The 25420-nt window shown below is 69.8% G+C and carries 27 protein-coding genes; 21 read left to right on the top strand and 6 right to left on the bottom strand.

Annotated elements, in window-relative coordinates; genetic code table 11:
- Nucleotides 1-428: 428 nt before the first annotated feature.
- Entirely contained in the window at nt 429-1265 is an 837-nt protein-coding gene (locus tag AB0J21_RS15540; protein ID WP_363146454.1) for a histidine kinase, read from the bottom strand.
- Nucleotides 1266-1569: 304 nt separating this feature from the next.
- On the opposite strand from AB0J21_RS15540, the gene AB0J21_RS15535 reads away from it, so the two are divergent.
- From AB0J21_RS15535 to AB0J21_RS15520, 4 genes are all read left to right on the top strand, one after another.
- Nucleotides 1570-2571: a thiamine pyrophosphate-dependent dehydrogenase E1 component subunit alpha gene (locus AB0J21_RS15535; RefSeq protein ID WP_363146453.1), complete on the top strand. Its 1002-nt coding sequence runs from the start codon at nt 1570-1572 to the stop codon at nt 2569-2571.
- Between the two features lie 44 nt (nt 2572-2615).
- A complete protein-coding gene (locus AB0J21_RS15530) occupies nt 2616-3590 on the top strand; it encodes a pyruvate dehydrogenase complex E1 component subunit beta (protein ID WP_363146452.1) in 975 nt (324 codons plus the stop codon).
- 58 nt (nt 3591-3648) lie between these two features.
- Nucleotides 3649-4155 carry a quercetin 2,3-dioxygenase gene (locus AB0J21_RS15525; RefSeq protein ID WP_363146451.1) on the top strand — a complete coding sequence of 169 codons (507 nt, stop codon included), beginning with the start codon at nt 3649-3651 and terminating at the stop codon, nt 4153-4155.
- A gap of 245 nt (nt 4156-4400) precedes the next feature.
- A complete protein-coding gene (locus tag AB0J21_RS15520) occupies nt 4401-5006 on the top strand; it encodes a TetR/AcrR family transcriptional regulator (RefSeq protein WP_363146450.1) in 606 nt (201 codons plus the stop codon).
- 150 nt (nt 5007-5156) lie between these two features.
- Here AB0J21_RS15520 and AB0J21_RS15515 read toward each other — a convergent pair whose 3' ends face one another.
- From AB0J21_RS15515 to AB0J21_RS15500, 4 genes are all read right to left on the bottom strand, one after another.
- Nucleotides 5157-6026: an LLM class flavin-dependent oxidoreductase gene (locus tag AB0J21_RS15515; RefSeq protein ID WP_363146449.1), complete on the bottom strand. Its 870-nt coding sequence runs from the start codon at nt 6024-6026 to the stop codon at nt 5157-5159.
- Between the two features lies 1 nt (nt 6027).
- The gene (locus AB0J21_RS15510; protein ID WP_363146448.1) at nt 6028-6408 is read right to left on the bottom strand and encodes a SchA/CurD-like domain-containing protein; all 381 of its coding nucleotides are present in this window, start codon (nt 6406-6408) and stop codon (nt 6028-6030) included.
- A gap of 66 nt (nt 6409-6474) precedes the next feature.
- The gene (locus AB0J21_RS15505; protein WP_363146447.1) at nt 6475-7314 is read right to left on the bottom strand and encodes an SDR family oxidoreductase; all 840 of its coding nucleotides are present in this window, start codon (nt 7312-7314) and stop codon (nt 6475-6477) included.
- Complete coding sequence (locus AB0J21_RS15500) at nt 7311-8354, bottom strand: amidohydrolase family protein (protein ID WP_363146446.1); 1044 nt, start codon at nt 8352-8354, stop codon at nt 7311-7313. Before AB0J21_RS15500 ends, AB0J21_RS15505 begins: the two co-directional genes overlap by 4 nt.
- Nucleotides 8355-8781: 427 nt before the next feature.
- Between AB0J21_RS15500 and AB0J21_RS15495 the strand changes: the two genes are divergently transcribed.
- The 14 genes from AB0J21_RS15495 (at nt 8782) to AB0J21_RS15430 (ending at nt 19925) form a co-directional block, all read left to right on the top strand.
- Nucleotides 8782-9240 carry a hypothetical protein gene (locus tag AB0J21_RS15495; RefSeq protein ID WP_363146445.1) on the top strand — a complete coding sequence of 153 codons (459 nt, stop codon included), beginning with the start codon at nt 8782-8784 and terminating at the stop codon, nt 9238-9240.
- 57 nt (nt 9241-9297) lie between these two features.
- Nucleotides 9298-9759 carry an ester cyclase gene (locus tag AB0J21_RS15490; protein ID WP_363146444.1) on the top strand — a complete coding sequence of 154 codons (462 nt, stop codon included), beginning with the start codon at nt 9298-9300 and terminating at the stop codon, nt 9757-9759.
- A gap of 49 nt (nt 9760-9808) precedes the next feature.
- On the top strand, nt 9809-10147 hold the full coding sequence (locus AB0J21_RS15485) for a TcmI family type II polyketide cyclase (protein ID WP_363146443.1): 339 nt from the start codon (nt 9809-9811) through the stop codon (nt 10145-10147).
- Between the two features lie 320 nt (nt 10148-10467).
- Complete coding sequence (locus tag AB0J21_RS15480; RefSeq protein WP_363146442.1) at nt 10468-11247, top strand: hypothetical protein; 780 nt, start codon at nt 10468-10470, stop codon at nt 11245-11247.
- A gap of 131 nt (nt 11248-11378) precedes the next feature.
- On the top strand, nt 11379-11648 hold the full coding sequence (locus tag AB0J21_RS15475; protein ID WP_363146440.1) for an acyl carrier protein: 270 nt from the start codon (nt 11379-11381) through the stop codon (nt 11646-11648).
- Between the two features lies 1 nt (nt 11649).
- Nucleotides 11650-12144: an SRPBCC family protein gene (locus tag AB0J21_RS15470; protein WP_363146439.1), complete on the top strand. Its 495-nt coding sequence runs from the start codon at nt 11650-11652 to the stop codon at nt 12142-12144.
- 5 nt (nt 12145-12149) lie between these two features.
- Nucleotides 12150-12578 (top strand): cupin domain-containing protein, encoded by a 429-nt coding sequence (locus AB0J21_RS15465; protein WP_363146438.1) that lies wholly within the window; start codon nt 12150-12152, stop codon nt 12576-12578.
- A complete protein-coding gene (locus tag AB0J21_RS15460; protein ID WP_363146437.1) occupies nt 12575-13852 on the top strand; it encodes a beta-ketoacyl-[acyl-carrier-protein] synthase family protein in 1278 nt (425 codons plus the stop codon). The genes AB0J21_RS15465 and AB0J21_RS15460 overlap by 4 nt, the downstream gene beginning before the upstream one ends.
- Nucleotides 13852-15087, top strand: a complete 1236-nt coding sequence (locus tag AB0J21_RS15455; RefSeq protein WP_363146436.1) for a beta-ketoacyl synthase N-terminal-like domain-containing protein — start codon at nt 13852-13854, stop codon at nt 15085-15087. The genes AB0J21_RS15460 and AB0J21_RS15455 overlap by 1 nt, the downstream gene beginning before the upstream one ends.
- A 110-nt stretch (nt 15088-15197) precedes the next feature.
- Nucleotides 15198-15575, top strand: coding sequence for an antibiotic biosynthesis monooxygenase family protein (locus tag AB0J21_RS15450; protein WP_363146435.1), 378 nt, complete (start codon nt 15198-15200; stop codon nt 15573-15575).
- A 4-nt stretch (nt 15576-15579) separates the two neighbouring features.
- Nucleotides 15580-17007, top strand: coding sequence for an FAD-dependent monooxygenase (locus AB0J21_RS15445; protein ID WP_363146434.1), 1428 nt, complete (start codon nt 15580-15582; stop codon nt 17005-17007).
- Between the two features lie 107 nt (nt 17008-17114).
- On the top strand, nt 17115-17513 hold the full coding sequence (locus AB0J21_RS15440; RefSeq protein WP_363146433.1) for a nuclear transport factor 2 family protein: 399 nt from the start codon (nt 17115-17117) through the stop codon (nt 17511-17513).
- 66 nt (nt 17514-17579) lie between these two features.
- Nucleotides 17580-18758, top strand: a complete 1179-nt coding sequence (locus tag AB0J21_RS15435; RefSeq protein ID WP_363146432.1) for a hypothetical protein — start codon at nt 17580-17582, stop codon at nt 18756-18758.
- Between the two features lie 120 nt (nt 18759-18878).
- Entirely contained in the window at nt 18879-19925 is a 1047-nt protein-coding gene (locus tag AB0J21_RS15430; protein WP_363146431.1) for a methyltransferase, read from the top strand.
- 93 nt (nt 19926-20018) lie between these two features.
- Here AB0J21_RS15430 and AB0J21_RS15425 read toward each other — a convergent pair whose 3' ends face one another.
- Nucleotides 20019-20828: an SDR family oxidoreductase gene (locus AB0J21_RS15425; protein ID WP_363146430.1), complete on the bottom strand. Its 810-nt coding sequence runs from the start codon at nt 20826-20828 to the stop codon at nt 20019-20021.
- 120 nt (nt 20829-20948) lie between these two features.
- Between AB0J21_RS15425 and AB0J21_RS15420 the strand changes: the two genes are divergently transcribed.
- The 3 genes from AB0J21_RS15420 (at nt 20949) to AB0J21_RS15410 (ending at nt 25415) form a co-directional block, all read left to right on the top strand.
- Nucleotides 20949-22538 carry an MDR family MFS transporter gene (locus AB0J21_RS15420; RefSeq protein WP_363146429.1) on the top strand — a complete coding sequence of 530 codons (1590 nt, stop codon included), beginning with the start codon at nt 20949-20951 and terminating at the stop codon, nt 22536-22538.
- A gap of 211 nt (nt 22539-22749) precedes the next feature.
- Nucleotides 22750-23676 carry an NAD(P)-dependent oxidoreductase gene (locus tag AB0J21_RS15415; protein ID WP_363146428.1) on the top strand — a complete coding sequence of 309 codons (927 nt, stop codon included), beginning with the start codon at nt 22750-22752 and terminating at the stop codon, nt 23674-23676.
- A gap of 110 nt (nt 23677-23786) precedes the next feature.
- Entirely contained in the window at nt 23787-25415 is a 1629-nt protein-coding gene (locus AB0J21_RS15410; protein WP_363146426.1) for a PQQ-binding-like beta-propeller repeat protein, read from the top strand.
- The last annotated feature ends 5 nt before the right edge of the window (nt 25416-25420 follow it).

Raw genomic sequence — 25420 nt, 5'->3', positions numbered from 1 at the left:
GGGTTCTTGAGACGGCGCCCGCACACCGGGGACATGGCCACAGGCTGAAGGTAGCCGCAGGGCCGGCGGGCTGGGTTTGGCGCCGGGTGCGCCACAAAAGGCCCTTCCGGCCATGGAACCGTCCGGTCGGTTCGGGGCAGCCTGAGAGCGTCGAGCGACCCCGGCGCCGGACTCGGGCCATGCGGAAACCGGCACGGGTCGTGCCCCGCACCGGGCCGGAACGATCGGCGAGAACCCGCGTCGGGCAACGCGACAGCCCGGGCGGGCGATCCGACGGCGACCAGAGGACACCGGCTCCACACCGATAAGGGGTGCATGGCGAGTGCAGCGCTCCTTCGGGCCAAAAGCCGTTGCGGCTGAGAATTTCCGCTTGAAGGCTGATCACAGTAAATTAGCCTGCACCCCACCACAGCCCTGACGGCGGAGGATCAGACGAATCGGACGAACGGAATGCCCACCAGGACAACGGTCCCGTGAGGCTCATTTTCCCTGACCGAGAAAGTTCCACCGAGCCGTTTCGACCTCAGGCACATGGAGGAGAATCCAAGGCCCTCCGGCCGGCCAGAAGAAATACCCTGACCATCGTCCGCAACGGACAGCTCCACAAAAGCGGAATCATCCCCGGACCATACGCTGACACGGACCCGGACCTGCGATGGATGGGCATGGCGAACCGCATTCGCCAGGGCCTCACCAGCAATATACTGCAATTCGGACTGCACGTCGGGCGGCAATCCGTCGAGATCCGGGGACAGGTCCAGGGAAACCTGGAGCCTCTCGTCCGTGGCCGCACGCAGGAGCGATGCCTGAGCCTTGAGGAACTGACTCAGCGAACCCGCCTCCTCGTTGCGCAGCGAGCCGTCGGTGTTCAGTGCGCGGATCATCGCCCGCAGGGCACCGATCGCTTGACTGACGTCCTGTCGGTACTGCCCCAAGAGGTGGAGCGTCTCCTCGGAGGCCGTCTCCATCGTCTCGTCGACAGCTTCCATCCTCAACCGCAGCAGTGCCAGGTGAGGGGCGAGCGTGTCATGGAGGTCACGTCCCAGGCGTCGCCTTTCCTCCTGGCGTACCGTTTCACGGGCAGCCGATACGCGAGAGGGCTCCCTTTTGGCACGGAGCACACCGGAATTCCACGGGCCGAGCGCCGACCAAGACGGAGAATGCGACACATTTCGCAGAAGCGGTCGCAGCAGGAACTGAAGGGCGCGCAATTTCCCTTCCCCAACTCTTCCCGCATTTAAGCTGAATCCCGGAAGTAGTGCCATGAATCCCCCATGCGATTGCGATCTATCTCCTCGAAAGTTCATGCCGACGAGCAAGCTCTCATGAGACCCGTACATCGAGGGCAAAAGGAGCATAGACACACGTGTCGACGCCAAATAACGTTTGGATCATAGGCGCCTTATCAGGCGATGGGCAAGAAGCGAATCCGGGGGCGAGGACTCCGTTTCCCCCTCGCGTGAGACCCTTGCCTCGATGCGAGTGAGCACTTACCCTCATGCCATGGCTGAGCGCCGGCACGGCTCGCGCCACGGCCGCCGACCGCTTGCAGAGCAGGAGGCACCACTCATGGACACAGCACACTCACTGAAGACAATGGGCGCGGACCGGATGACCGATGTCTACCGGGTCATGACCACCATCCGCGCCTTCGAGGAGGGCGTGCACCAACTCGCCAAGGAACTTCCGGGGGCGGTGCACCTCTACTCCGGCCAAGAGGCCGTGGCGGCTGGCGTCTGCGCCGCCCTCGCGGACCGGGACCATATCGCCGCCACCCACCGCGGCCACGGCCACGCCATTGCCAAGGGCTGCGACGTCACGGGCATGATGAAAGAACTCTTCGGCAAGTCGGACGGACTGTCGGGGGGCAAGGGCGGATCCATGCATATCGCCGACTTCGAGCGTGGCATGCTCGGCGCCAACGGCCTGGCCGGCGGCGGCGTGGCACTCGCCTGCGGTGCGGCGCTCAGCTCCCGGCAGCGCGGTACCGACGCGGTGGCCGTCGCCTTCACCGGCGATGGCGGCGCCAACCAGGGCGTGGTGCTGGAGAGTTTCGTCCTGGCCCGGATGCTGAACCTGCCAGTGCTCTTCGTCGTGGAAAACAACGGCTATGCGCAGGCCACCCCCGCCTCCACTCATCTGAGTGGGACCGATCTCGCGGCCCGAGCCGCCGGGTTCGGCATCCCGGGCGAGCTGGTCGACGGCTATGACGCCTTCGCCGTGTACGAGGCCGCCCACAGAGCCGTGGCGCGCGCCCGAGCCGGACAGGGGCCGACTGTGCTGGAGTGCCGCGCGGAGCGCTTCCACGCTCACATGGAACAGTGGGACGACCAGGCTTACCGGCCGGCGGGCGACGTCGAGCGACTGCGCGCGCAAAGCGACCCGCTGACCGTCTTCCGAACGCGAATCGCCGAACTCGCCGGGAACGGCGACGCGGTGTCGCTCCCGGTGGAACTGGACCTGCTGGACCGGGCGGCGGAGGAACTGGTCAAGGAGGCTGTATCGGCGGCCCGTTCGGCTCCGGACCCCGAGCCTGACGCGCTGCTCACCGACGTCTACACCACCTACTGACCATCAGGTCGCCACACGTGGCGCGGCCTTCGGGAGGACGCCGTATGCGCACCATCACCTACTCTCAAGCCATCGGTGAAGCGCTGGCCCAGCAGATGCGGCTGGACAGCTCGATCGTGCTGATGGGTGAGGATAGCACCAACGCCTGGGGACCGACCAGGGGGCTTCATCTCGAACATCCCAACCGGGTCCTGGACATGCCGATCACCGAAGCGGCCTTCGTCGGAGCCGCAGTGGGCGCGGCGGCTACCGGACTCCGGCCAGTGGTGGATCTGTTGTTCGTCGACTTCGCCACGGTCGCCTTTGACCAGATCGCCAACCAGGCGGCGAAACTGCGGTACATGTCGGGCGGCAAGGTCTCCGTGCCCCTGGTGCTGCGAGCGATGTGGGGCACCGGAATGCGCCGGGGGGCCCAGCACTCCCAGGCGCTCCACCCGATCTTCGTCCATCTTCCGGGTCTGAAAGTCGCTGTGCCGTCCAACGCGTACGACGCCAAGGGGCTCATGATCCAGGCGATCATGGACGACGACCCGGTGGTCTTCTTCGAGCACAAGATGCTCTACTTCACCCCAGGTCAGGTGCCGGAGGAGCCCTACGCGGTGCCCTTCGGCCAAGCCAGAGTGGCGCGCGAGGGAGCTGACTGCACCGTGGTCGCCGTCGGGCGCATGGTCTCGGTGGCCCTCCAGGCGGCCGAGGCGCTCGCGGCCGAGGGAGTGGACGCCGAGGTCATCGACCCGCGTACGATCTCGCCGCTGGACACCGACACCATCTTCGCCAGTGTCGAGAAGACCGGCCGCCTCGTCGTGGTGGACGAGGCGCACCCACGCTGCGGCATCGCCTCGGACATCGGCGCCCAGGTCGCCCAGGAGCGCTTCGAAGCGCTGCGCGGACCGATTCGCATGGTCACCGGACCGCATGCCCCTGTGCCGTTCAGTCCGGTGCTGGAGGACGCCTTCGCCCCGGGCTCCGACGACGTGGCCGCGGCGGTGCGGTCCACCGTCGTGCGCAGCGCGGTCTGAGCCGGCGGCCCGAGCCCTCCCCGCCCAACAGAAGCACGCCCGCTCTTGAGGAGGAAACATGACGCTCCACCCGTTCGCCAGCGCCGCGACAGACGGCGATCCGCTGTGGCACATGGGTGCCCTGCTCAACTTCAAGGCCACCGGGGAGGATACCGACGGGCAGTTCTGGCTCGCCGAGCAGTTGTCCCCTCCCGGATACTCCTCACCCCTGCACCGGCATACCCGGGAGGACGAGCTGTTCATCGTGCTGGACGGGCAGATGTCGGTGCAGGTCGGCGACGACACCCACAAGGCGGTCGGCGGATCGCTGGTCTTCGCCCCGCGCGGTCTGCCGCACCAGTTCCACGTGGAGAGCCCCGAGACGCGGTTTCTGATCCTCTCGACGCCGGCGGGCTTCGAGAAGTGGTTCCAGGAGACCGGCGAGCCCGCTGACGGATTGGTACTGCCGCCGCCGATGGAGGGCGTGCCCGATATCGGCAAGCTGATCAGCTCGCTCGCTCGGTACGGCGTGGAGATGCTAGGCGGCCCGTCGGGGCCCGAGGACACAGGGCCCAGAGGGCGCTGACACTCTTTATCACCAGCGCCCGGCCGGGTCGGACATGGCCGGGCGCTTCACATCGGCAGCCACCGCGAGGCCGGGGCACGAAGCGGCGGCGACGACCGCGCGGCACCGCGCCGCACGACGGAAGATGAGGGAACCGCCCCCGGGCCACCGGACGGCCCATGCGAGCGGGTACTCACCTGCGCGATATCCTGTCGTCTTCCGGTGTGCCGCTCCGGCCACCCGTCGGCCTGCGGACAGGAGTCCAAATGAGCATGCGCGAACAGGTCATCACCGCGGCGGAAGCGGTCATCCGAGAACAGGGACTCACCCGCTGTACGACCAAGGAGATCGCCGAGACCGCCCGATGCTCCGAGGGCACGATCTACCGTCATTTCCGCAGCAAGGAGGATCTCTTCCTCGCTGTGCTCACTGAGCGGCTCCCTGGACTGGTGCCGGCCCTGCGGTCCCTGCCGGAGACGGTCGGCTCCCGTGACGAAGTGCACGCCACCTTGCTGCGGGTCGCCGAGGAGGCGCTGGCCTTCTACCGGGCTTCCATGCCGATGCTGTTGCCGGCCTTCGCCGAGCCGAAGCTGCTGGAGAGCCACCGCCGCTGGATGCGCGAGAACAACGCGGGACCGCACCGCGCGGTCGAACTTCTCACCGGCTACTTGCGCGCCGCGCAGAGCGCGGGCCTCCTCAGCGAGTCGGCCGATCCGGCCGCCGCCGCCGGGATGCTGCTCGGGGCCTGCCATCTGACCGCCTACGGCGAGATGTTCACCGGCGAGGGCGCGGGCCCGGAGGCGGGGGAAGGCCACATCTTCGTGCAGGGCGTCTGGCTGATGCTCCAGCGGCCCGCCGCTGTCGCGGACTGAGCCCACCAAGCAGACGCCATCGGCCCGGCCGGCTTCCGCCGGGGCCCACCCTCCTGGAGGTGCGCCCCGGCGGAAGCCGCTGGCCGGGCAAGGTTTGGTCGGGCCGTGCGAAGGACAAGCACTGTGCGCGACGAGCGAGTTCGGAAGTGGTCAGCCGTTGAGGGAGAGGGCTTCCGCGGCGAGTGCCACCTGATCGGCGTTCGGGCTGCATGGCATCAGCAGCAGTTCGTCGCAACCCGCCTCGGCGTAGACCCGGACCAGGCCGCGAAGTGCCTCCGGACTGCTGGCGGCGCCGCGTACGAAGTTCTCCGCGAACGGCCCCGCGTCCCGGTAGTAGGCCCTCAGGTAGCTTTCGGTGTGCTTGGTGGCGTCCTCCCCGAGGGCGAAGTACGCGAGGGCCAGCAGACGCGGCCGGCCCGGCCGCTTCGCCGCCGCCCACGCTTCCCGCACCGTGGCGGCTCCCTGGCCGAACATGACCGGTCCGGTGCCCCCACCGATCCACCCGTCGCCCAGCCGTGCTGCACGTCGCAGTGCACTGGGCGAGTGCCCGCCGAGGATCAGCTCCGGGCCCCCCGGCCGGACAGGCGAGGGGCCGACCGCGCCGTCGTCGCCGGGCGCGGCGGCCCAGGTCTGCCGCAGTTGCCGGACCTGCTGGCCGGCCCGGGCTCCCCGCCCGGCCAGGTCGACGCCGGACGCGGCGAAATCGTCCGGCCGTGAACCGACCGCGAGTCCCAGGGTGAGCCGGCCGCCCGAGAGGCGGTCGACGGTGGCCGCCTGCTTGGCAAGCAACGCGGTGTTGGACCGCAGCGGCGAGATGAGGATGCCGGTGGCGAGCCGAATGCGTCCGGTGACCACGGCGGCCGCCGCCAGCGTGGTCAGCGGCTCCCAGCTCGTGTGCACCAAGCGGTCGATGGTGGACAGTGTGGTGAATCCGGCGTCCTCAGCCGTACGTGCCCACGCGGTCACGTCCGGGCCGGTGACGCCGTGGTGAGAGGTGGGCAGCCCGATGCCGACGTCCACGTCAGACCTCCGTCACCGGCTGGTCGTGCCGCCGGTTCAGGACGAGTTCCAGCGAAGCCTGCCGGAAGAATGCCTGGGCACCCTCCCGCGTGGTCATGTCCCGAGGTTCGGACAGGTGCTGCTCCAGTTCCCGCTCGAAGACCCTAACCTCGGGCTGCTGGCTCATGTGTCCTGCCACCAGGGGCAGCGGGCCCTCGATCTCGATCACCCGGACCGCCATCTCCTTCCCGACGAACGCCTGTGTGCCCAGCAGCTTGCCGACGATCTCACCACTGGGCGAGCGGACGTCGAACTCGGGCCGGCCACTGGCCTTGAACAGCTCCTTGACCTTCTCCTCGCTTCCGGGACGCAGCGGGTAGAACAGTGCGTGCCATGTGCTCATGGTGCTCTCCTAATGAGTGAAGGCCCCTGTCCGGGCCGGTGGATGTGTTCGTGGTGAGTGTGACGGTCACTGGCTGGCAGTGACTCCGCCGTCGACGTACAACACCTGGCCAGTGATGAATCCGGCCCGGTCGGACGCCAGGTACGTGACGGCGTCGGCCACCTCACGCACCTCCGCGGTGCGCCCGAGGGGGGTGCGGGCGATCACCATGCGCATGAACGCCGGGTTGGCGGCAGCCCCCTCGACGAAGTCGGTGCGCACGAATCCGGGGGCCACCGCATTCACGGTGACCTGATGTTCCCCCCATTCGGCGGCCAGTTGCCTGACCAGCAGGTCGAGCCCCGCCTTACTCGCCCCGTAGGCCGAGAAGCCTCGTCGGGCACCGAGCCTGCCGCGGACGGACGACAGGTGGACGATCCGGCCGCCGCCGCCGGCGATCATTACCCGGCCAACCGATTGAGAGAGCCAGAAGGCACCGAGCAGATTGGTGTCGGTGACCTCACGCCAGTCCTGCTCGGAGATCTCCTGCGCGCTCTCTGTCACCAGCCGGCTGGCGCAGTTGACGAGCACATCGATGCCTCCCCAGTCCGCGACGACGGCGTCCGTCAGGCACTGGACGTCCTGGCGGTCGGCGATGTCCACGGTGTAGGCGGCCACGGTGGCACCGGGTTCACCGGCGAGGGCCAGCGCCTCGGCGGCCGCCTTGGCCCGCTCTCCCGACCGGCCCGCCAGAGCCACCCGGGCGCCGCCCGCCAGGAACTCCTCGCACACAGCGGCGCCGATTCCGCCGTAACCGCCCACTACCAGCACCCGGGTGCCGTTGAAGCGGCGGTCCGGCCGCGCCGGGTCAGCCGTGTGGGGATCGGGCAGGCTCCGGGCGCCGTTCGTCGGTATGTCGGCTGTCATACGTGTGCCTCGCTCTCGGTGTCGGTGGTGCTCTGCGCCGCGGACGGGATGCTCACGGACTCATGGCCGACCAGCCCGAACAGGCGCTCGGCGTTGCGGTGCCGAATCGCCTCGACGTCCTTCGGCGGCAGGCCGAGGGCATCGAGGCGGGCGAGCGCCGCACCCAGCGGGGCGCCCATCGGCGGGGTGTCGGTGCCGAGCATCACGTTGCCGGGGCCGAAGGCCCGGACGGCGGCGGCGATGGCCGGAACGCTTGGCGTGGCGGTGTCGACGAATATCCGGGGCAGCAGTTCCGCCAGCGGCGTCACGGACGGACCCGTCGGCGGACCGGCCGCTGGCGCGGAAGGGGGCGCGGCCGCCCGGGGACGGCCGAAGCCGGGGGGCATGTGGCGGGCCACCTCCAGGCGTTCGAGGAGCAGAGACAGACCTCCGCCGCACACCGGGGCGATGAGGCGCAGGTTCTGGTACTTCTCCAGCCAGCCCGCGAAGATGACCGCCGCGGTACCGAGCGTGACGTCGCACGGCCGGGCGATCTGCTCCACCAGCCGCAGGTCGGACAGTTGACCGCTGCCGGCCGGCTCGGCGGGTGGGTGGAGCATCACTGGCGCCCCATGTTCGGCGGCCATCGCGAAGAAGGCGTCGGCGCGCGGGGTGTCGAGAAAACTGCCGTTCACGCTGGAGTTCACCATCAGGCCGACGAACTCGTCCTGCTCGATCCGGGCCGCCGCGGCGGCCAGTTCTTCGTCGCTTCCCAGCGGGTTGACGTAGACGTAGGCGCGCAGCGCGGTGCTATGGTCCCGGACCTGGCCGGCTAGCCACTCATGGAACGCCTCCAGGCGGTCCGGCGGCTGACGGTAGTTGTCCAGGCCGGGTGCGCGCACCATGGTGCCGGCGCCGACCGGGCTGCCCACGATCGACATCGTGATCCCGGCGGCGGCCTTCAGCTCCACCATGCCGTCGACATCGACGAGGCTGGGCGGCATCGGGAACCGGCTGAAGAGTTCGGGCGACGTGATGTGACCGTGCACATCGATGGTCATCGGCTCACTACCTCCGTGGACGGGCCCAGGGGCCTGCGCGGAATACCGCACAACGGGCTTGCGGGTGAGTACCCGCTCACAATGTAGGGGCGGGCCCGGCGCCACGTCAACGAGCTGATTTCGCGGCCGACTTGGCCTGCCCATGCGGTCCCGGGACGCGACCAGCGCTTTGCTGGGCGAGTCCGGGCACCGAGCCCGGCAAACCGGGTGAGGGGCCCCGGGCGGACGGTGACGCGTTCCCAGTCCGCCGAAGACTGATGCCTCCTGACACTGGGACGACAGGACCAACAGAATGCGGGGGCAGACCTCGCACCGCGGTCGCCGACCGGGTGGTCCCGGCGATCCCCCTCCCGGCATCCAGAGGTACCGCCGGCGACCCGCGGGCCGCAGACCCCCTCCACTCCATCGAGGATCAGAAGGAAATGACATGCAGGACGACCTGAACGTCTGGCTTCTTTCGTCGTCGAGCGTTCAGCTCGGCACGCTCTGGATCATGAAGACCTCGATCCTGCCGCTGCTCGACTCGCTGCCGTACGAGCGCTATGTCAATACATGCCAACTGATCGACATGCACGTCTTCCACCCGATCGCCTTCTGGAACGGGATCGTCACCGCCGGGATCGCGGCCACCATGGCGGTGCGGTCGGAGGAGACCTCTCAGCGGGTGCTCTACACCGCGGGCACGGTCGGCATGGCCTTGGTCGCCCTGGCCTCCGAGGGGGTCAACCGCCCCATCTGGCGCCAGATCGAGCGCTGGAGCCCGTACAGCCCGCCCGCCCCGCAGTGGCAGGGCAAGCGGCGTCGCTGGCACCTGGCGCACGAGACCCGTACGGCCGGCGCGATCGCCGCCGCGGCCGCGTTCGCCGTGGCCTCCTGGCGGGCCTGAACCTCCCGGGCCCCTGCACGCCACAGAACACCCGTTCCACCGAGCCAAGGAGTGATCATGACCAGCACACCATCGCCCGGCAGCGTCGAATACAACACGACGCTGATCCGCGAGATCACTGAGAAAGCGTTCAACGAAGGCGACCTGTCGGGCATCGATGCCCACTTCGCCCCGGACTACGTGGTGCACGCGCCCGGGCTGCCGCCGCAGGACCCGGGCCCTGAGTCCTTCCGCCAGGCCGTGCTGCTGTGGCGCACCGCCTTCCCCGACGTTCACGTCACCGTGGAGGACGTGGCCGGTCAGGACGAGCGCGTCTACGCCCGGTTCACCACGCGCGGTACCCACCAGGGCCGGCTGTTCGACATCCCCCCGACCGGCAAGCCGGTGACGGTGCACGAGATGTCCTGCCACCGCGTGGTCGGCGGCAAGGTCGTCGAGTCCTGGATCGGCGACAACGTGCCGCGGATCCTGCTCGACATCGGGGCCCTGCGTCCGGCCGGCCCGCCCGCCGGGCACTGACCAGCGGGCCAAGTCCTTTTCCGAGCCACCAATTCGAGAGGACCAGCACATGCACCGCTCACTGATCATCGCCCGGATGACGCCCGGCGCGGAGGAGGACGTGGCGCGCGTTTTCGCCGAGTCCGACCGGACCGAACTGCCCTGGATCGCCGGCGTCACGCACCGGTCGTTGTATTTGCTCGGCGATGCCTACGTCCACTTGCTGGAGACCGGGGATCCCGGCGAGACCGCGGTCGACGAGGCCCGGCGCCACCCCGAGTTCGCGCGAGTCAGCGAACGCCTCACGCCCTTCATCTCCCCCTATCTCCCCGAGTGGCGCGGTCCCCAGGACGCGGTGGCGCGCTGCTTCTACTCCTGGCAGCGGCCGGCCGAAGGTCCCCAGCGATGACCCGGCTGCCGACCCGCCCGTCGCCCGCGGCCGCACCGCCCATGGCTCTGTCGGCCGTGGCAGCTCCGGCCGTGGCGCCGTCGGCGTCCGCCGGCCGGGCAGGCCGGCGCGCGGGCCCGGCGACCACGCGGCCGGCAGTGCCGCCGCGACCGGCCGGACGCCCTACCCCACTCCGGCCGGCTCCCGGTGCACCGGGAGCCGAGATACCGGGGCTGCTCCTGCCCGGCCTGGGAACCGCGGCCCCGGGGGTCGTGGGCTCGGTCCTGGTGCGGGACGCCGGCGCACTGTCCCGGCGCGATGCCTGGCAGACCGTCGAGCTCGTGAGAATGTCGGGACGCCCGGCCGCCGTCGACCACGTCGGGATGGTCTTCGACCCGGGGACGGCGCACGGTCAGATGCCGGTGGCGGGGGACGAGCCCGGTGGGGTGCTGGGTGGCGTCGCCTCGCTGTTCGGACGCCCGGTCGTGGTCCTGCGCTCCCGCCACAGGCGGGCCGCTGGGCCCGCCCCGCGGATCGCCTCCTCGCATCTGACCGGGCTGGCCGTGCGGCTGGGCCACCCGATCGTCCTGCTGATCGACGCACCGGGCTGCCCACCCGTCCCCGCGCCTCAGAGGGAGCCCGTCGACTGGGGCACAGCGGGACCAGGTGGTCCGCCCGTCCCCGTAGTCACCGTCCTCACGGGCGAGTGCGACGGAACCGCGGCGGCGGCTCTGGACGTGGCCGACCGGGCACTGATGATGGAGAACGCCACCTACACCGTGCCCGGGCCCGACAGCGCGGTCCCAGCCAGCGCCGCCGCACGCACCCCGCTGGCCTCTTTGCACATCACAGCCGCCGAGCTCCTGGCCATGGGGGTCCTGGACGCCGTGGTCCCCGAACCCGACGGCGGGGCGCACTGCTCCGCCCGGCAGGCCGCGGACCTCCTGCGCCGGGGGCTGATGGAGGCCCTGACGGAACTCGCCGGTGCCTCGCCCACCACGCTGGTGGCCGCCCGCCGCAATCGCTTCCGGCGGTACGGCGCCGCCGAGGCGATGATGCGCCGCCACACCCCGGAGCGCCACGCCGCGCCCCGCGTCCCGACCGGCGCGGGCGCCCGCTGAGCGCGGACACCGCGCGCCGTATTCGGGGGGGCCCGGCCCGCGCGGCGGGGCCGAACCACCACCGCCCACGCCGACCGATCCGGAGCGCCGTCCGGCGACGCTTCGCACAACGAGAAAGCCGAGGAGAGACAGTGACGAACGACCAGGAACAGCGAACCATCGCCGTGTCAGCCGAGGAGATAGAGGACATCCTCATCCGGAGCGCCGGGGTCGCGGACGGCACGTTCGACGGCAACCGCGGGGTGTCCCTCGACGCGCTGGGGGTGGACTCCCTCGCTGTGCTGGAGCTGGAAGCCGTGCTGGCGGACCGCCACGGGGTGGAGATCTCCAGCGAAGCACCGCGGATGAGTGTCAACGAGATCGTCGAAAGTGTCCGGACCACCGCGGGGACGGTCGGCTGAGATGGCTGGACACACCGAGAACTCCGTGGTCATCGAGGCCCCTCTCGACCTCGTGTGGACCCTCACCAACGATGTGGCCCACTGGACCGAACTCTTCAGCGAGTACACCGCAGCCGAGGTACTCGAGAAGAACGACGACACCGTCACCTTCCGCCTCACCATGCACCCGGACGAGAACGGCCAGGTGTGGAGCTGGACCAGTCGGCGCACCGTCTACCCCGCCGAGCGCACCGTGTACGCACACCGGGTCCAGACCGGGCCGTTCGCCTACATGCAGATCCACTGGCGCTACGAGGAGACGGCCGGCGGGACCCGTATGACGTGGATCCAGGACTTCGCCATGAAGCCGGTCGCCCCTGTGGACGACGCGGGCATGACCGAGCGACTCAACAACAACTCACCCGTACAGATGGATCTCATACGCCGCCGTATCGAGGCACAGGCGTCCGGCGCGGACACGGACCGTGCCCCGGCCCGCAACTCCGAAGGGAAGTGAGCGACATGATTTCGAAGAACCATCGCATCGTGGGAATCGAGGACGTACCGGCCAACCGGCGCCGGGGAGGCGAGACCCGCGCGGTGCTCACCCCCGCGACGGTGGGATCCACGTCCGGCTTCATGGGCGTGGCCCGGCTCCAGCCCGGCGAGCACGTCAGCGAGCACTACCACCCCTACAGCGAGGAGTTTCTCCTGCTGGTCGAGGGGGAACTCACCGTCGACCTCGACGACACGCCGGTCGTGCTGGCCGCGGGCCAGGGGCTGCTGGTGCCCAAGAACGTCCGGCACCGGCTGCGCAACACCGGCTCGACCGAGGTGTTCGCGGTGTTCCACCTCGGCCCACTCGCGCCCTCGCCGGAGCTGGGCCACGTCGACACCGAGAGCGGTACGGACGCTTCGCTGTCTGCCTCCGGCCCCGGGAAACAGCGATGAGCGCCCCCGCCGGCGAACGTCGGGTCGTCGTCACCGGCATCGGTGTCGTTGCCCCCGGCGGTCCCACCCGCGACAGCTTCTGGGAACTGATCACCTCAGGCCGTACCGCCACCAGGAAGATCACGGCGTTCGACGCGTCCGCGTTCCGTTCCCGGATCGCGGCGGAGGTCGACTTCACTCCGCAGGCCGCCGGGCTCAGCGCGCGGGAGGTGCGCCGCTGCGACCGCTACGTGCAGTTCGCCCTGGCCGCCTCCGCGGAGGCGGTCCTGGACAGCGGTCTGGAGCTGACCGACGAACTGCGGGACAGCACTGGAGTGGTGCTGGGCAGCGCGGTGGGCGGCACCATCGTGCTGGAGGACGAGTACGTGTTCGCCAGCGACTCCGGCCGCGAGTGGCTCGTCGACCCCGACGGGACCTCCCCGTACCTGTACCAGGGGCTGGTGCCCAGCTCACTGGCCGCCGACGTGGCCGCCCGGCACGCGGTGCACGGCCCCGCGACCGTGATCTCCACCGGCTGCACTTCCGGTATCGACGCCATTGGCCACGCCTATCACCTGGTCGCCGACGGCGAGAGCGACGTCGTGATCACCGGCGCGTCCGACTCGCCCATCTCCCCCGTCACCGTGGCGTCCTTCGATGCCATCAAGGCCACCACGCCCGACAACGACGATCCCGAACACGCCTCGCGGCCCTTCGACCGGGACCGGCACGGGTTCGTCCTGGGCGAGGGCTGCGCGGTGCTGATCCTGGAGGAACTGGAGCACGCCCGTGCCCGGGGCGCACGGATCTACTGCGAGGTGGTCGGTTACGCCAACCGCGGCAACGCCTTCCACATGACCGGGCTGCGGCCGGACGGGCTGGAGATGGCCGAGGCGATCAGCGAAACGTTGCACCAGGCCCGGTGCAACCCCGAGGACGTGCATTACATCAGCGCCCACGGCTCCGGCACCCGTCAGAACGACCGGCACGAGACCGGAGCGTACAAGCGAGCGCTGGGCAACGCCGCGTACGGGGTGTCGATCAGCTCCATCAAGTCGATGGTCGGCCACTCGTTGGGGGCCATTGGCGCCATCGAGATGGCCGCTTGCGCACTCGCGGTGGACCGGGGAGTCGTACCACCCACCGCCAACTGGACTCATCGCGACCCGGAATGCGATCTCGACTACACCCCGAACACCGCCCGTGAGGTGGCGGTCGGCGCCGCCCTGTCCGTGGGCAGCGGATTCGGCGGTTTCCAATCGGCGATGCTCTTCTCCCGACTCAGGAGGCTGTGATGGCCGAACGCCGTGCAGTCATTACGGGTTTGGGCGTGGTCGCGCCAAGTGGCATCGGCGCGGAGACGCACTGGCAGACCGTGTGCGCCGGGGAGAGCCGGATCGGGCCGATCACCCTGTTCGACGCCGACCGCTACGAAACGGGGCTGGCCGGCGAGGTCCCCGGCTTCGACATCAGCAAGTACGTCGAACGCCGCCTGGAGGTGCAGACCGACCGGTGGACGTGGCTGGCCTTCGCCGCGGCCGACTTCGCTCTGAGCGATGCCGCGCTGGATCCGGCGGCCATCGATCCGTTCAAGTTATCAGTAGCGCTGGCCAGTTCCTCCGGCGGCAACCAGTTCGGCCAGCGCGAGCTGCAACGGCTGTGGGCGCCCACGACCTCGCGCACGGTCGGCGCCTACCAGTCGATCGCCTGGTTCTACGCGGCCACAGTGGGGCAACTGGCCATCCGTTACCAGGCCAAGGGTCCCTCCAGCGTGCTGGTGTCGGAGGGCGCGGGGGGCCTGGACAGCCTGGCCCACGCCGCCCGTCTGGTGCGGCGCGGCGCCGACGTGGTGCTGGCCGGCGGCACCGAGGCCCCGTTGAGCCCGTACGCCCTGGCCTGCCAGCAGCGCGGTGGTCGGTTGAGCGTCGCCGAGGACCCGGGCGAGGCGTATCTGCCCTTCGACCGCCGGGCTGGCGGCTACGTGCCCGCCGAGGGAGGCGCGGTCTTCGTGGTCGAGGACCTGGAGCACGCGCTGGCCCGCGGCGCCCGGGTCCGGGCGGAGATCTCCGGCTGGGCCGCCACGCACGACGGCGCGCCGTCCGTCACGCGCGGTGCCGCGCCGTCCGTCCACTACGCCCGCGCACTGCGGACGGCCCTGAAACGTGCCGGGGTGGAGCCGGAGGAGGTGGACGTGGTCTTTCCCGACGCCGTCGGCGTCCCGGCGTACGACCTGGCCGAGAGTCAGGCGCTGCGCGAGGTGTTCGGCGCCGACGGTCCGGCCGCGGTCACCACCCACAAGGCGCTGACCGGACGCCTTTACCAGGGAGGCAGCGCCCTGGACGCGGCCACCGCGCTGCAGGCGATGGAGTACGGCATGTTGCCACGGTCGGCCGGCCCGTCCGAACCCGCCGAAGGGTGCGAACTGGCCTTCGTCCGCGCGGAGCGGTCGGCCGAGGTGTCCTCCGCCCTCGTCGGGGCCCGCGGCTTCGACGGCTTCAACAGCGCGCTGCTGCTGAGCGCGGCCGCCTGAGCGGCGGCGCTCCCCCGGCCCCGCCGCATCCCGGACGCACCCGGAAACGGCAGGGAGAAGGGAGCTCGAAAAACCAGGCAGGAACAAGAGGAGAACAAGGGAGAGGACATATGGACACCGCGGACCGCGACCGGGCCCGAGTGGTCTTTCTCATCAAGGTGCGCGAGGAACGTCGCGACGAATTCCTTCAGGCATACGAACAGATTCGTCACGAGGTCGCCGACGGCGTCCGAGGACACCTGATCGACCAGGTGTGCCAGTCGGCCACCGATCGCGAGCAGTGGCTGATCACCAGTGAGTGGGAGTCTCTGGACGACTTCGAGGCATGGGAGCACACCCCGGAACACCGGGACCTGGTGCGGCCGATGCGTGAGTGCTTCTTCGAGGCGAGGTCGCTGCGGTTCAGCATCCTGGCCGAGACCTCACGGTCCACCGCCCCCTCTGCGGAGCCCGTCACCGCCCAAGCCACCATTTCCGACACAAGGTGAGGTCATGACCAGAACACTGATTATCGGAGGGAGCGTCGCCGGTCTGGTCGCGGCGCTGGCACTGGCGGACATCGGCCACGAGATCGTCGTCCTCGAGCGCGACGCTCAAGAGACGCCCGCCTCGGTCGACGCCGCGCACGAGTCGTGGCGCCGGCCCACGGTCCCCCAACTGCACCAGTCCCACGCCTTCGGCTCGCTGGGCACCAATCTGCTGCGTGACAGGCTGCCCGGCACCTACCGTGCCCTGGTGCAGGCAGGTGCCAGGGAGATCTCCCTCGGCGCCAATCTGCCTCCAGGCCTGAAAGACCGCACGCCGCACGCCGAGGACGCAGAACTGCGCATGCTCGGTAGCCGCCGCTCGGCATTCGAGCTGGTCCTGCGGCAGGAGGCCGCCCGCCGCCCCACCATCAGCTTCCTGGGCGGCGTCACCGCGCGCGGCTTGGAGCTGAGCCGGCACCCGGACATCCGCGTGACCGGCGTGACCACCGAGGAGGGGCGCACACTCACGGCCGATCTGGTCATCGACGCCTCCGGCCGTCGATCGCAGACCGCCGACTGGCTCGCCACGGCCGGCGCCCCGCAGCCGACCCAGACCAGCAGCAGCGCCGACATCGCCTACTACACCCGCTACTACCGGGCACGCTCCCCGCGACCGGCCGGGCCGCTCAACCGCGGATTCGGCGCCGGCGGCCTGTGGGACTTCTATACCGGCGTGATGTTCCTCGGCGACAGGGACACGTACAGCATCTCCCTGGGGGTGCTGCCCGACGACACGGAACTGAAGGCCCTGCGCAGGCCGGAGGTGTTCACCGCCGCCGTCCGGGCCACTGCGCTGCTGGCACCGTGGGTCTCGCCGGACGCCGCCGAGCCGATCTCACCGGTCCACCCGATGGGCGGCCTGGACAACTCCATCCGTCGGTGGGGGCAGGAGGACCCCCCGGTCCTGGGCTTCTTCCCCGTCGGCGACGCGGTGTGCACCACCAACCCGGCCTACGGGCGCGGCGTCTCGCTCGCCATCTCTCACGTCTTCGGCCTCGCCGACCTGCTGCGCGTCCACCCTCGGGTGGACGTCGAGCAGGCGCGCCGGGCGGCGAACCTGTCGGACACCACTTATTCGCCCTGGTTCGAAGACGCCGTCCGCAACGACACCGGCCGGGCCCGGATGTGGGGTGCCACGGTGGCCGGCCGGACACTTCCGCCGCCGCCTGCGGACGTCATCACCTTCGGCACGGTGGCCGAGGCCGCCGCGACCGATCCAGTGGTCTGGCGACGTCTGGTGCGCACCATGATGTCGCTGGACGATCCGGCCGCCCTCTACGAGGACGAGGACATCAGGCTGCGCGTCAAGCAGGCCGCAGCGAGCGCGCCCCCGCCCTTCCCGGCCCCCGCCCGCGCCGCATTCCTGGACGCGGTGCATCAGGCCGACCGCTGAATCCCGCCCCGGGCCCGGGCCGACCCGGCCCCGCCTCCGACCGCCCCGATCGCGCACCGCGGGTCCGCTCTGCTCCCACGCCCAACCTGTTCACAGATGGAGACGACATGAAGGTCCTCGACCACGCAAACGCCCGCCTCATGGAGGAGGTGTACGCCGCCTTCACCGTCGGCGACGTGCAGAAGGCCGCCGGCTACTGGACTCAGGACTGCGTCCACTACTACCCCGGCAAGAGCCGGCTGGCCGGCGCCCACGCAGGGATCGAGTCGGCGCTGGCCTTCGCCGGCGAGATGTTCGAGATCTGCCAGGGGCGCATCCAGATGGAGATCACAGAGATCGGCGCCAGCGAGAACTTGGCCTTCGCCACCGTGCTCACGCGCTACGAGCGCGAGGACCGGAAGCTGGAGATGCCGTTCATCAACGTGGCCCGCATCGAGAACGGTCTCATCGCGGAGTTCTGGACCTACCCCGACGACCAAGCCGCGGTCGACGACTTCTGGGCCTGATGCCCCATCACCGGCCATACCGGGCCGACCGGCCCGGGCAACGCACTGCACAGGGAGAAGAAGCAGATGACTGTCACAGTCAGCAGTTGGGGTGACAACGCCAACGGGCAGCTCGGCGACGGCACCACGATCAGCCGGTTCCCCTCCCAGGAGGTGAAGGGGCTGGACGCCGTGGTACGGCTGGCGGCCGGGTGCGGCCAGGTGCTGGCGGTCACCGGGGACGGGGCCCTGTGGGGATGGGGCCGCAATGCCTTCGGCCAGGTCGGCGACGGCACCACGGAAAACCCGTCCATGCCGGTGCGGGTGGCCGGGTTGCCCGGCCGGGTCCGCTCGGTCGGCGCCGGCGGCGGACACACCGTGGCCCTGCTGGAGGACGGCACCGTCTGGGCCTGGGGTGCGGGATTCTTCTGCGCCCTGGGGGAGAGCAACTTTGGAGTCCAGCCGACTCCGATCCGCGTGGACGGGCTGGAAGATGTCGTCGATATCGCCGTCGGTGGGGCGCACACGCTGGCCCTCAAGGCGGACGGCTCGGTGTGGTCCTGGGGCCGCGACGACCGCGGGCAGCTCGGTGACGGCACCGACAGCACGGTTCCAGGCCGGATCGAGCGGGCCTACATGGGCATCTCGTTCGCCTGCCGACCGCGCCCGGCCCAGGTCCGCGGCCTTGAACCTGCGGTCAAGGTCAGCGCCGGCGGCGGGCACAGCATGGTGGTGCACGCCGACGGCTCAGCCAGCGTCTGGGGATTCAACGACCGCGGCCAGCTCGGCGACGGCACCACCACCGACCGGCACGCCCCGCAGGCGGTCCCCGGTCTGACCGGCATCAGCCAGTTGGTGGGCGGCTATCACCACACGGTGGCGCTGCTCTCCGACTCCACGGTGTGGGCGTGGGGACTCAACGACGGGGGCCAACTCGGCGACGGCACGACCATCGACCGTGCCGTCCCGGCCCGGGTGCCCTCCGTAGCAGGTGCCAAGGCAGTCGCCGCCAACGGCGGCGGCACGGACGCGGCTCCCGGCAACGGCGGCTTCAGTCTGGCGCTGCTCGCGGACGGCACAGTGTCCGGCTGGGGCTGGAACAACGACGTTCAGCTCGCGGACGGTGACACCGAGTCCGTGCTGTCGCCCATCGCGCTGCCGCTCCCCCGGCGTGCGATCGCCCTCGCCGCCGGCGGTGAGGTGCCGTCGACGAACAAGTTCATGGCCGCTCCCGGCGGAGGCTTCGCCCTCGCTCTGCTGGGCTGACCGTAGTCCTGTCCGGTCGCGGCCGTGCGGCCGCAGTTGTCCGCCGCAACAGGCCGGGCACCGGTGCGGAGTTCTCCGCTCCCGTGCCCGGCCCACCACCTGTGAGGAGACGAGTTACTCATGACCACAACGGAAACGCTGCCGTCCTCGGACGGCGCGCTGACCCTCTCCGAGCTGATGTTCCCTTCGACCCCACGATGCCTCGCCCTGGCCGCGCAGTACGGCATTGCCGACCTCCTGACCCTCGGTCCGCTGCCTACGGACGACCTGGCCAAGCGGTCGGGCACCGCCCCGGGACCCTTGCACAAGGTGCTCTCCCTACTCGCCGAGGACGGGATCTTCGAGGAGGTCGAACCCGGGATCTTCGCCAACACAGCGCTGTCGGAGCTGTTGCGGCCCGAGGTGCCCGGGTCGATGCACGCCATGGCCCGGATGGTCGGCGCGCCGTGGCTGTGGGCGTCCTGGGGCGCCCTCGATCACAGTCTGACCACCGGCAAGCCGGGCTTCGAGAAGGTCTACAACACCGCGTTGTGGCCCTGGCTGCAGCGGCATCCTGAGGAGGCCATCACCTTCAACCAGGCGATGACCGACTTCACCGACGCACTGGCCGGGGCGCTGATCAGCCACTACCCGGACTATGCCGCGGCCAGGTCGATCTGTGACCTCGGCGGAGGCCAGGGCACCTACCTGGCCTCGATCCTCACCCGCTACCCCAGCATCGACCGGGGCGTCCTGGCCGATCTGCCACCCGTCATCGAGCAGGCGCGTACGCACGCCGACACCGCCCACCTAGCGGCCCAGGGCCGACTGGAGTTCGCGGGCGGGGATTTCTTCAGCAGGGTGCCCGGCGGTATCGATGTGTACGTCACCAAGCAGGTGATGCACTCGTGGCCGGACGCCGCGCTGGTCCAACTGCTGCGCCGCTGCCACGAGGCCTCACCGGGCGCGAAGTTCGTCGCGGCGGAACTGGTGCATCGCCCGGGCAGGTCGAAGTTCGTCAAGAACTTCGACCTGGTCATGCTGACTACCATGAGCGGCGAGGTCCGCACAGAGCGGCAGTTCGCCGACCTGTTCGCCGCCGCCGGCTACCGGCTGAACCGCATAGTGCCCACCGGAACGGCGTTCTCTCTCGTCGAGGCGGTTCCGGAGCCGGACCCCGCGCCCTGAGCGTGGCCCGGCACGCCCGGCCCGGCACCCGACCGGGCCGGGCCGCGGCCCCGGTCGGGTGCCGGACAGAACTCGCGGGAGAGGCTGCGTCGATCAGTTGCCGCCCGGCCTGCCACCGGGACGCTGCATGTCGCCCCGTGTCACGCCGGCGGTCATCCCGCCGTCGAGTTCGAAGAGCGAACCCGTGATGAACGCCGAGTCGTCGCCGCCGAGGAAGGTCACCGCGGACGCCACCTCGGCCTCGCCACAGATGCGGCCCAGGGCAGTGTGCGCACCAGCCGACTCAAGCGCGCCGGGCTGGTGGGAGATGCGCTGGCGGAATTCCTCGGTGTCCACCGGACCAGTGATGAGTGCGTTCACCCGGATGCCTGCCGAGCCGGCCTCCAGCGCGGCGGCCCGGGTCAGTCCGACCACACCATGCTTGGCGGCCGTGTACGCGCTGAGGCCGGTCGCGGTGCCCTGGACGCCGGCCGTGCTGGCGTTGTTGATGATGCTGCCGCCACCACCTGCGGCCCGCATCGCGGCGATCTGGTGTTTGAGGCAGAAGAAGGTTCCGGTGAGGTTGACGGCCAGCACACCGGCGAAGGTTTCCGCGTCCAACTGGTCCAGCGGACCGAAGCCGCCGCCACCACCGGCGTTGTTGAAGGCGATGTCCAGTCCTCCGTACCGCTCGACAGTGAGGCCGACGAGGCGTGCCACTTCTTCCTCGCGCGTGATGTCAGCGGCGATGAAACACGCCTCGCCGCCCTTGCCCTGGATCCGGGCCACCACCGCCTCGCCCCGCTCGGCCCGCCGGCCGGTCACCACGACGCGGGCACCCGCCTCGGCGAGACCCTCCGCAGTGACCGCGCCGATCCCGGACGTCGATCCCGTCACGATCGCGATCTTTCCGGAAAGCGTCATCAGAGTCCTTATCGCTTCACGGATCCCGCTCTTCAGGGGGTCCTGGAAACCGCTCTTTTAAATGTACAGTCTATACGAATAGAATCAGCGACTGCCTCTCGACACAGCGGAGGAGTACCCATGAGCGCGCCCAGTCAGGGGCAGCAGAGCCCCGCCATACCCCGTAGAGCCTTCCTCACGGTATTCGTGTCGCTCGTCCTGGCGATGTTCCTGGCCGCACTGGACCAGACGATCGTCGCGACGGCCCTGCCCACCATCGCGGGCGATCTGGGGGGCCTGACCCATCTGTCGTGGGTGGTGACGGCCTACATGCTCGCCTCGACCGCGGCCACGCCGCTGTGGGGCAAGCTCGGCGACCTCTACGGCCGCAAGCGGATGTTCCAGTCGGCCATCATTATCTTCCTGGCCGGTTCGGCCCTTTCGGGGCTGGCCCGGTCCATGGGGCAGCTCATCTCGTTCCGGGCCCTTCAAGGGCTGGGCGCAGGCGGCCTGATGGCGCTGGCCATGGCACTCGTGGCCGAACTGGTACCGCCGCGCGAGCGCGGTCGGTGGCAGGGGTATGCCCAGTCCGCCTTTGTCGTGGCAGGCGTGCTGGGCCCACTGACCGGCGGGCTGTTCGTGGACCACCTGTCCTGGCCATGGATCTTCTACGTCAACCTGCCGCTCGGCCTGCTGGCCCTCGTGGTGTTGAGCATCGTCCTCAAACTGCCTGTTCGCACCACTGACGTCACGCTGGACTACCTCGGCTCAGCGCTGCTGACCGCCGCCATCACCGACGTGCTGCTGGTATCGGTGTGGGGCGGATCGATGTACGCATGGGGCTCCTGGCAGATCATCTCCATGCTGGCGGGCGCGGTGCTGCTACTGGCGGCCTTCGTCACCCAGGAGCGGCACGCCCGCGAACCGGTGGTACCCCTGCGGTTGTTCAAGGACCCGGTGGTGTTGATCGCCACGCTCGGACTGTTCCTCGGATCGGTGGCGTTGTTCGTCGCGACCGTCTACACCCCGCTCTTCCTCCAGGTGGCATCCGGCGCGACGGCCACGACCGCCGGCCTGCTGCTGGTACCGATGATGCTGGGCACCGTCGTGTCGCTGAACGTCGCCGGCAAGGTGATCTCGGCCACCGGCCGGTACAAGTACTTCCCGGTGTGCGGCCTGGCCGTGATGGCCGGCGGGCTGTACCTGATGTCATCGCTGAATGAGAGCTCCTCGCGAGTGGAAGCAGGCTCGTATCTACTGGTGTTCGGCCTCGGGTTCGGCCTGGTGACGCAGGTTCTCATCGTGGCGGTGCAGAACGCGGTGGAGATGCGGCAACTCGGCACGGCGACCGCGGCGGCCAACTTCTTCCGCTCGTTCGGCGGTGCGATCGGAGTCACCGTCTTCGGCGCGGTGCTCAACGCCCGGCTGCGGCACTGGCTGCCGCTCAAGGTGCCCGCCACCGAACTGCGCCGCCTGGGGACCAATGGTGTCCTGGTGGAGCCTTCGCGTGTACGGGCCATGCCCGCGCCGATCCGTGACGGCATCGCCTCATCACTGGCCCACTCCCTGCACACCGTCTACCTGGCGGGAATGGGTGTAGCCGTCGCAGGCGCGGTGACGGTCCTGTTTCTCCAAGAGCGCCCCCTGCGCAGCGCACAAAGGACGCCCGGCGGCAAGCCGGGGGCCCCGTCGCAGCAGGTGACAGGCCGAAGTGCCGAGGGGTCACACTGAGCCGGTCGCACAGAATGCCCCAGGAGAGGCGGGTCGACCACGTCGACCGCTCGACCGAAAGAGTAGCGAAGTGAGTACTCACCCCGGTAGGCTGAGGCCATCTCCTGAGCCCCCAACAGGCCTGTGAGAGCACCGGTTACCTGGCTGAACACACGAGCGCCGGGCCGGACTACCTCCGCGCACCGCCACCGAGAAAGCGGGTCGACATCTCATGGCACATACACAGAACCCACCGGGCTCCGGCCTGCACGTCGGAGTGCTCGGAACCGGCGTCATGGGAGGCGGGATGGCTCACCGGCTCCTGGAGCAGGGCTATCGCGTCACCGTTTACAACCGTACGGCGAGCCGGGTAGGGCCCCTGGTCGAAGAAGGTGCCACGGCCGTCGGCTCAGCGGCGGAACTGGCCGCGGACTGCGATGTGGTCCTCATCAGCCTCGCCAACGAGGGCGTCGTCGACGCGATGCTCTTCGGCCCGGGCGGCGTCTTCGAGACGCTGCCGGAGCACGGCGTCGTGATGGACACCAGCACCGTCTCTCCGCAGTTCGCCCGATCGGAGTCCGAACGAGCCGCGGCCCGCGGCAGTGCGGCCGTGGATGCCTGCGTCATCGGGAACGGCGACCACGCCCGGGCCGGCGAGCTGCGGTTCATGGTCGGCGGCAGCGCCGAGGCGTTCGCAAGGGTGTCGCCCGTACTGGAAGCGCTGTCCAAGGAAGTGCGCCATCTCGGCGGGAGCGGACTGGGCGCCAGCGCCAAGGTGATGCTCAACCTGCTGATGGGTGCCGAGATGCAGATGGTCGCCGAAGCGGTCGTGCTCGCCAGACGGGCCGGGATAGACCGGGACCTGGCGCTGCAGATGATCGGCGACAGCGGCTACAGCTCGCCCGTGATGCGCTTCAAGACCTCGGTGATGCGCCGACGGGCCTACAGCGCACCTCAGTTCCGGCTCGACCTGATGCGCAAGGACCTCCAGCTCGCCGTCTCGGAGGCCGGCCGGCTCGATGTCGCGGCGCCGGTCACCACGGCCACTCTCGACCGACTGGTGCAAGCGGCCGAGGCGGGGTTGGGCGACCTCGACTGCGCCGCCGTGCTCGCCCACGCCGAGGCGCTCGCCGGCCTGGAACCGCGGCCCGTGGTGTAACGGCCCGGCCCGAGAACCGGAGCACCGGCCGGGCACCTTGACCACCCCGGCAGGCCACGCAGCGGCAACAGAGGGAGGAGCGGCACGTGCGCACTAAGAAGGTTTCGCGGATGAGAGGAAGAGCTCTTCTGACCGCCCTGACAACGGTGACCCTGCTGCTGACCGGGCTCGGGACGCCCTCCGGCGCCCAAGCCCCCGCCACTCGTCCGGACGCGCCTGCCGCTGACTGGCCGAGTTGGACCCACGACACGGCCGGGTCGCGCTTCAACGCCGCGGAGAAGACCCTCACCCCGGCGAACGTCGGTGGGCTGCGGGAGAAGTGGGCCTTCGGTCACGCATCCGTACCCGGCGTCTACCTCGGCAGCCAGCCTGCGGTGGTCGACGGAACGCTGTACACAGGGGGCGCGGACGCCACCTTCCACGCGCTGGACGCCAGGACCGGCGCGAAGAAGTGGACCTTCGACCTGACCACCGTGGTCGGCGACCTGTCGTCGGCCACCCCTGACCCGGTACGGTCGGGCGCCGCGGTCCATGGCGACGCCGTGTACTTCGGTGACAACCACGGCTACCTGTACGCGCTGGACCGCCGGACCGGCTCCCTGCGCTGGGATCTGCGGCTCGACAGTCATCCCAGCGCGCAGATCACCAGTTCGCCCGTGGTCCACCACGGCAACGTCTACGTCGGCGTCTCCAGCGCGGAGTCCGGCTACGTCTCCGATCTGACCTACTCCTGCTGCACCTTCCGCGGCTCGGTGGTCGCGGTGAACGCCGCCACCGGACAGCAGGTCTGGCGGCACTGGACGGTGCCCAAGCCCGTACGGTCCGACGCATGGCCCAACGGCGCGGCACGCTACGAGCCCTCCGGCGTCGGCGTGTGGAGCAGCCCGGTGGTGGATCCCACGACCGACACGGTCTACGTCGGAACCGGTCAGAACTACACCGGCTCTTCGGGTGACTACGACTCGGTGCTGGCGCTGGATGCCCGCGACGGCCGACTGCGCTGGAAGCAGCAGTCGCCGTTCCCCGACACCTACACGGTCGCTTGCGACCAGCCCGGTGCGGACGACTACTGCCCCGGCAAAGCCAACGGCTCCGTACACGACTGGGACTTCGGCGCCAGCGCCAACCTCTTCACCTCGGGCCACCGCCGGCTGCTGGGAATCGGCCGGAAGAACGGCACCTACTACGTCTACGACGCCCGCACGGGTGCGGAGGTGTGGCACAAGCAGCTCAATCCGGACAATGACGCGCAAGGCGGAAGCTCAGGCATCCAGTGGGGCAGCAGCTACGACGGAAAACGGCTGTACGTCGCCACCTGGTTCGCTCAGCCCGGCACACTCTTCGCGCTCGACCCGGCGACGGGCGACATCCTGTGGCGGACCCCCAACCCGTCCGACGGATGCCAGTGGGGCGGTGCCGCCCAGTATCCCGAGTACTGTCAGCTCGCGTTCACCCCTGCGGTGACGACGACCCCCGGGCTGGTCTACGAGGGGAGCGCCGACGGCAAGATGCGCATATTCTCCGCCGACACCGGTGCGGTGTTGTGGCAGTACGACACGGTACGCGACTACGACACGGTCAACGGCGTACCAGCCCACGGCACCGCGCTGTCGGGTGGCGGTGGCGCGACGGTGGCAGACGGAATGCTGTATGTCCAGGCCGCCTACTACCCGCAGTATCCGAGCGACGCAGGGGGCGTCCTGCTCGCGTTCTCGCTGAAAGACCTGGAACACACCTGACAGGC

This window comes from Streptomyces sp. NPDC049954 (genome assembly GCF_040656295.1).
GTDB lineage: Bacteria > Actinomycetota > Actinomycetes > Streptomycetales > Streptomycetaceae > Streptomyces.
Note: the sequence above shows the minus strand (reverse complement) of the source record. Positions and strands in the feature narration are given on the sequence as shown.

Bases quoted from the DNA above. Each gene is read 5' to 3' on its own strand.
- AB0J21_RS15540 (WP_363146454.1), bottom strand. From the start codon at position 1,265: ATGGCACTACTTCCGGGATTCAGCTTAAATGCGGGAAGAGTTGGGGAA.
- AB0J21_RS15535 (WP_363146453.1), top strand. From the start codon at position 1,570: ATGGACACAGCACACTCACTGAAGACAATGGGCGCGGACCGGATGACC.
- AB0J21_RS15530 (WP_363146452.1), top strand. From the start codon at position 2,616: ATGCGCACCATCACCTACTCTCAAGCCATCGGTGAAGCGCTGGCCCAG.
- AB0J21_RS15525 (WP_363146451.1), top strand. From the start codon at position 3,649: ATGACGCTCCACCCGTTCGCCAGCGCCGCGACAGACGGCGATCCGCTG.
- AB0J21_RS15520 (WP_363146450.1), top strand. From the start codon at position 4,401: ATGAGCATGCGCGAACAGGTCATCACCGCGGCGGAAGCGGTCATCCGA.
- AB0J21_RS15510 (WP_363146448.1), bottom strand. From the start codon at position 6,408: ATGAGCACATGGCACGCACTGTTCTACCCGCTGCGTCCCGGAAGCGAG.
- AB0J21_RS15505 (WP_363146447.1), bottom strand. From the start codon at position 7,314: ATGACAGCCGACATACCGACGAACGGCGCCCGGAGCCTGCCCGATCCC.
- AB0J21_RS15500 (WP_363146446.1), bottom strand. From the start codon at position 8,354: ATGACCATCGATGTGCACGGTCACATCACGTCGCCCGAACTCTTCAGC.
- AB0J21_RS15495 (WP_363146445.1), top strand. From the start codon at position 8,782: ATGCAGGACGACCTGAACGTCTGGCTTCTTTCGTCGTCGAGCGTTCAG.
- AB0J21_RS15490 (WP_363146444.1), top strand. From the start codon at position 9,298: ATGACCAGCACACCATCGCCCGGCAGCGTCGAATACAACACGACGCTG.
- AB0J21_RS15485 (WP_363146443.1), top strand. From the start codon at position 9,809: ATGCACCGCTCACTGATCATCGCCCGGATGACGCCCGGCGCGGAGGAG.
- AB0J21_RS15470 (WP_363146439.1), top strand. From the start codon at position 11,650: ATGGCTGGACACACCGAGAACTCCGTGGTCATCGAGGCCCCTCTCGAC.
- AB0J21_RS15465 (WP_363146438.1), top strand. From the start codon at position 12,150: ATGATTTCGAAGAACCATCGCATCGTGGGAATCGAGGACGTACCGGCC.
- AB0J21_RS15460 (WP_363146437.1), top strand. From the start codon at position 12,575: ATGAGCGCCCCCGCCGGCGAACGTCGGGTCGTCGTCACCGGCATCGGT.
- AB0J21_RS15455 (WP_363146436.1), top strand. From the start codon at position 13,852: ATGGCCGAACGCCGTGCAGTCATTACGGGTTTGGGCGTGGTCGCGCCA.
- AB0J21_RS15450 (WP_363146435.1), top strand. From the start codon at position 15,198: ATGGACACCGCGGACCGCGACCGGGCCCGAGTGGTCTTTCTCATCAAG.
- AB0J21_RS15445 (WP_363146434.1), top strand. From the start codon at position 15,580: ATGACCAGAACACTGATTATCGGAGGGAGCGTCGCCGGTCTGGTCGCG.
- AB0J21_RS15440 (WP_363146433.1), top strand. From the start codon at position 17,115: ATGAAGGTCCTCGACCACGCAAACGCCCGCCTCATGGAGGAGGTGTAC.
- AB0J21_RS15435 (WP_363146432.1), top strand. From the start codon at position 17,580: ATGACTGTCACAGTCAGCAGTTGGGGTGACAACGCCAACGGGCAGCTC.
- AB0J21_RS15430 (WP_363146431.1), top strand. From the start codon at position 18,879: ATGACCACAACGGAAACGCTGCCGTCCTCGGACGGCGCGCTGACCCTC.
- AB0J21_RS15425 (WP_363146430.1), bottom strand. From the start codon at position 20,828: ATGACGCTTTCCGGAAAGATCGCGATCGTGACGGGATCGACGTCCGGG.
- AB0J21_RS15420 (WP_363146429.1), top strand. From the start codon at position 20,949: ATGAGCGCGCCCAGTCAGGGGCAGCAGAGCCCCGCCATACCCCGTAGA.
- AB0J21_RS15415 (WP_363146428.1), top strand. From the start codon at position 22,750: ATGGCACATACACAGAACCCACCGGGCTCCGGCCTGCACGTCGGAGTG.
- AB0J21_RS15410 (WP_363146426.1), top strand. From the start codon at position 23,787: ATGAGAGGAAGAGCTCTTCTGACCGCCCTGACAACGGTGACCCTGCTG.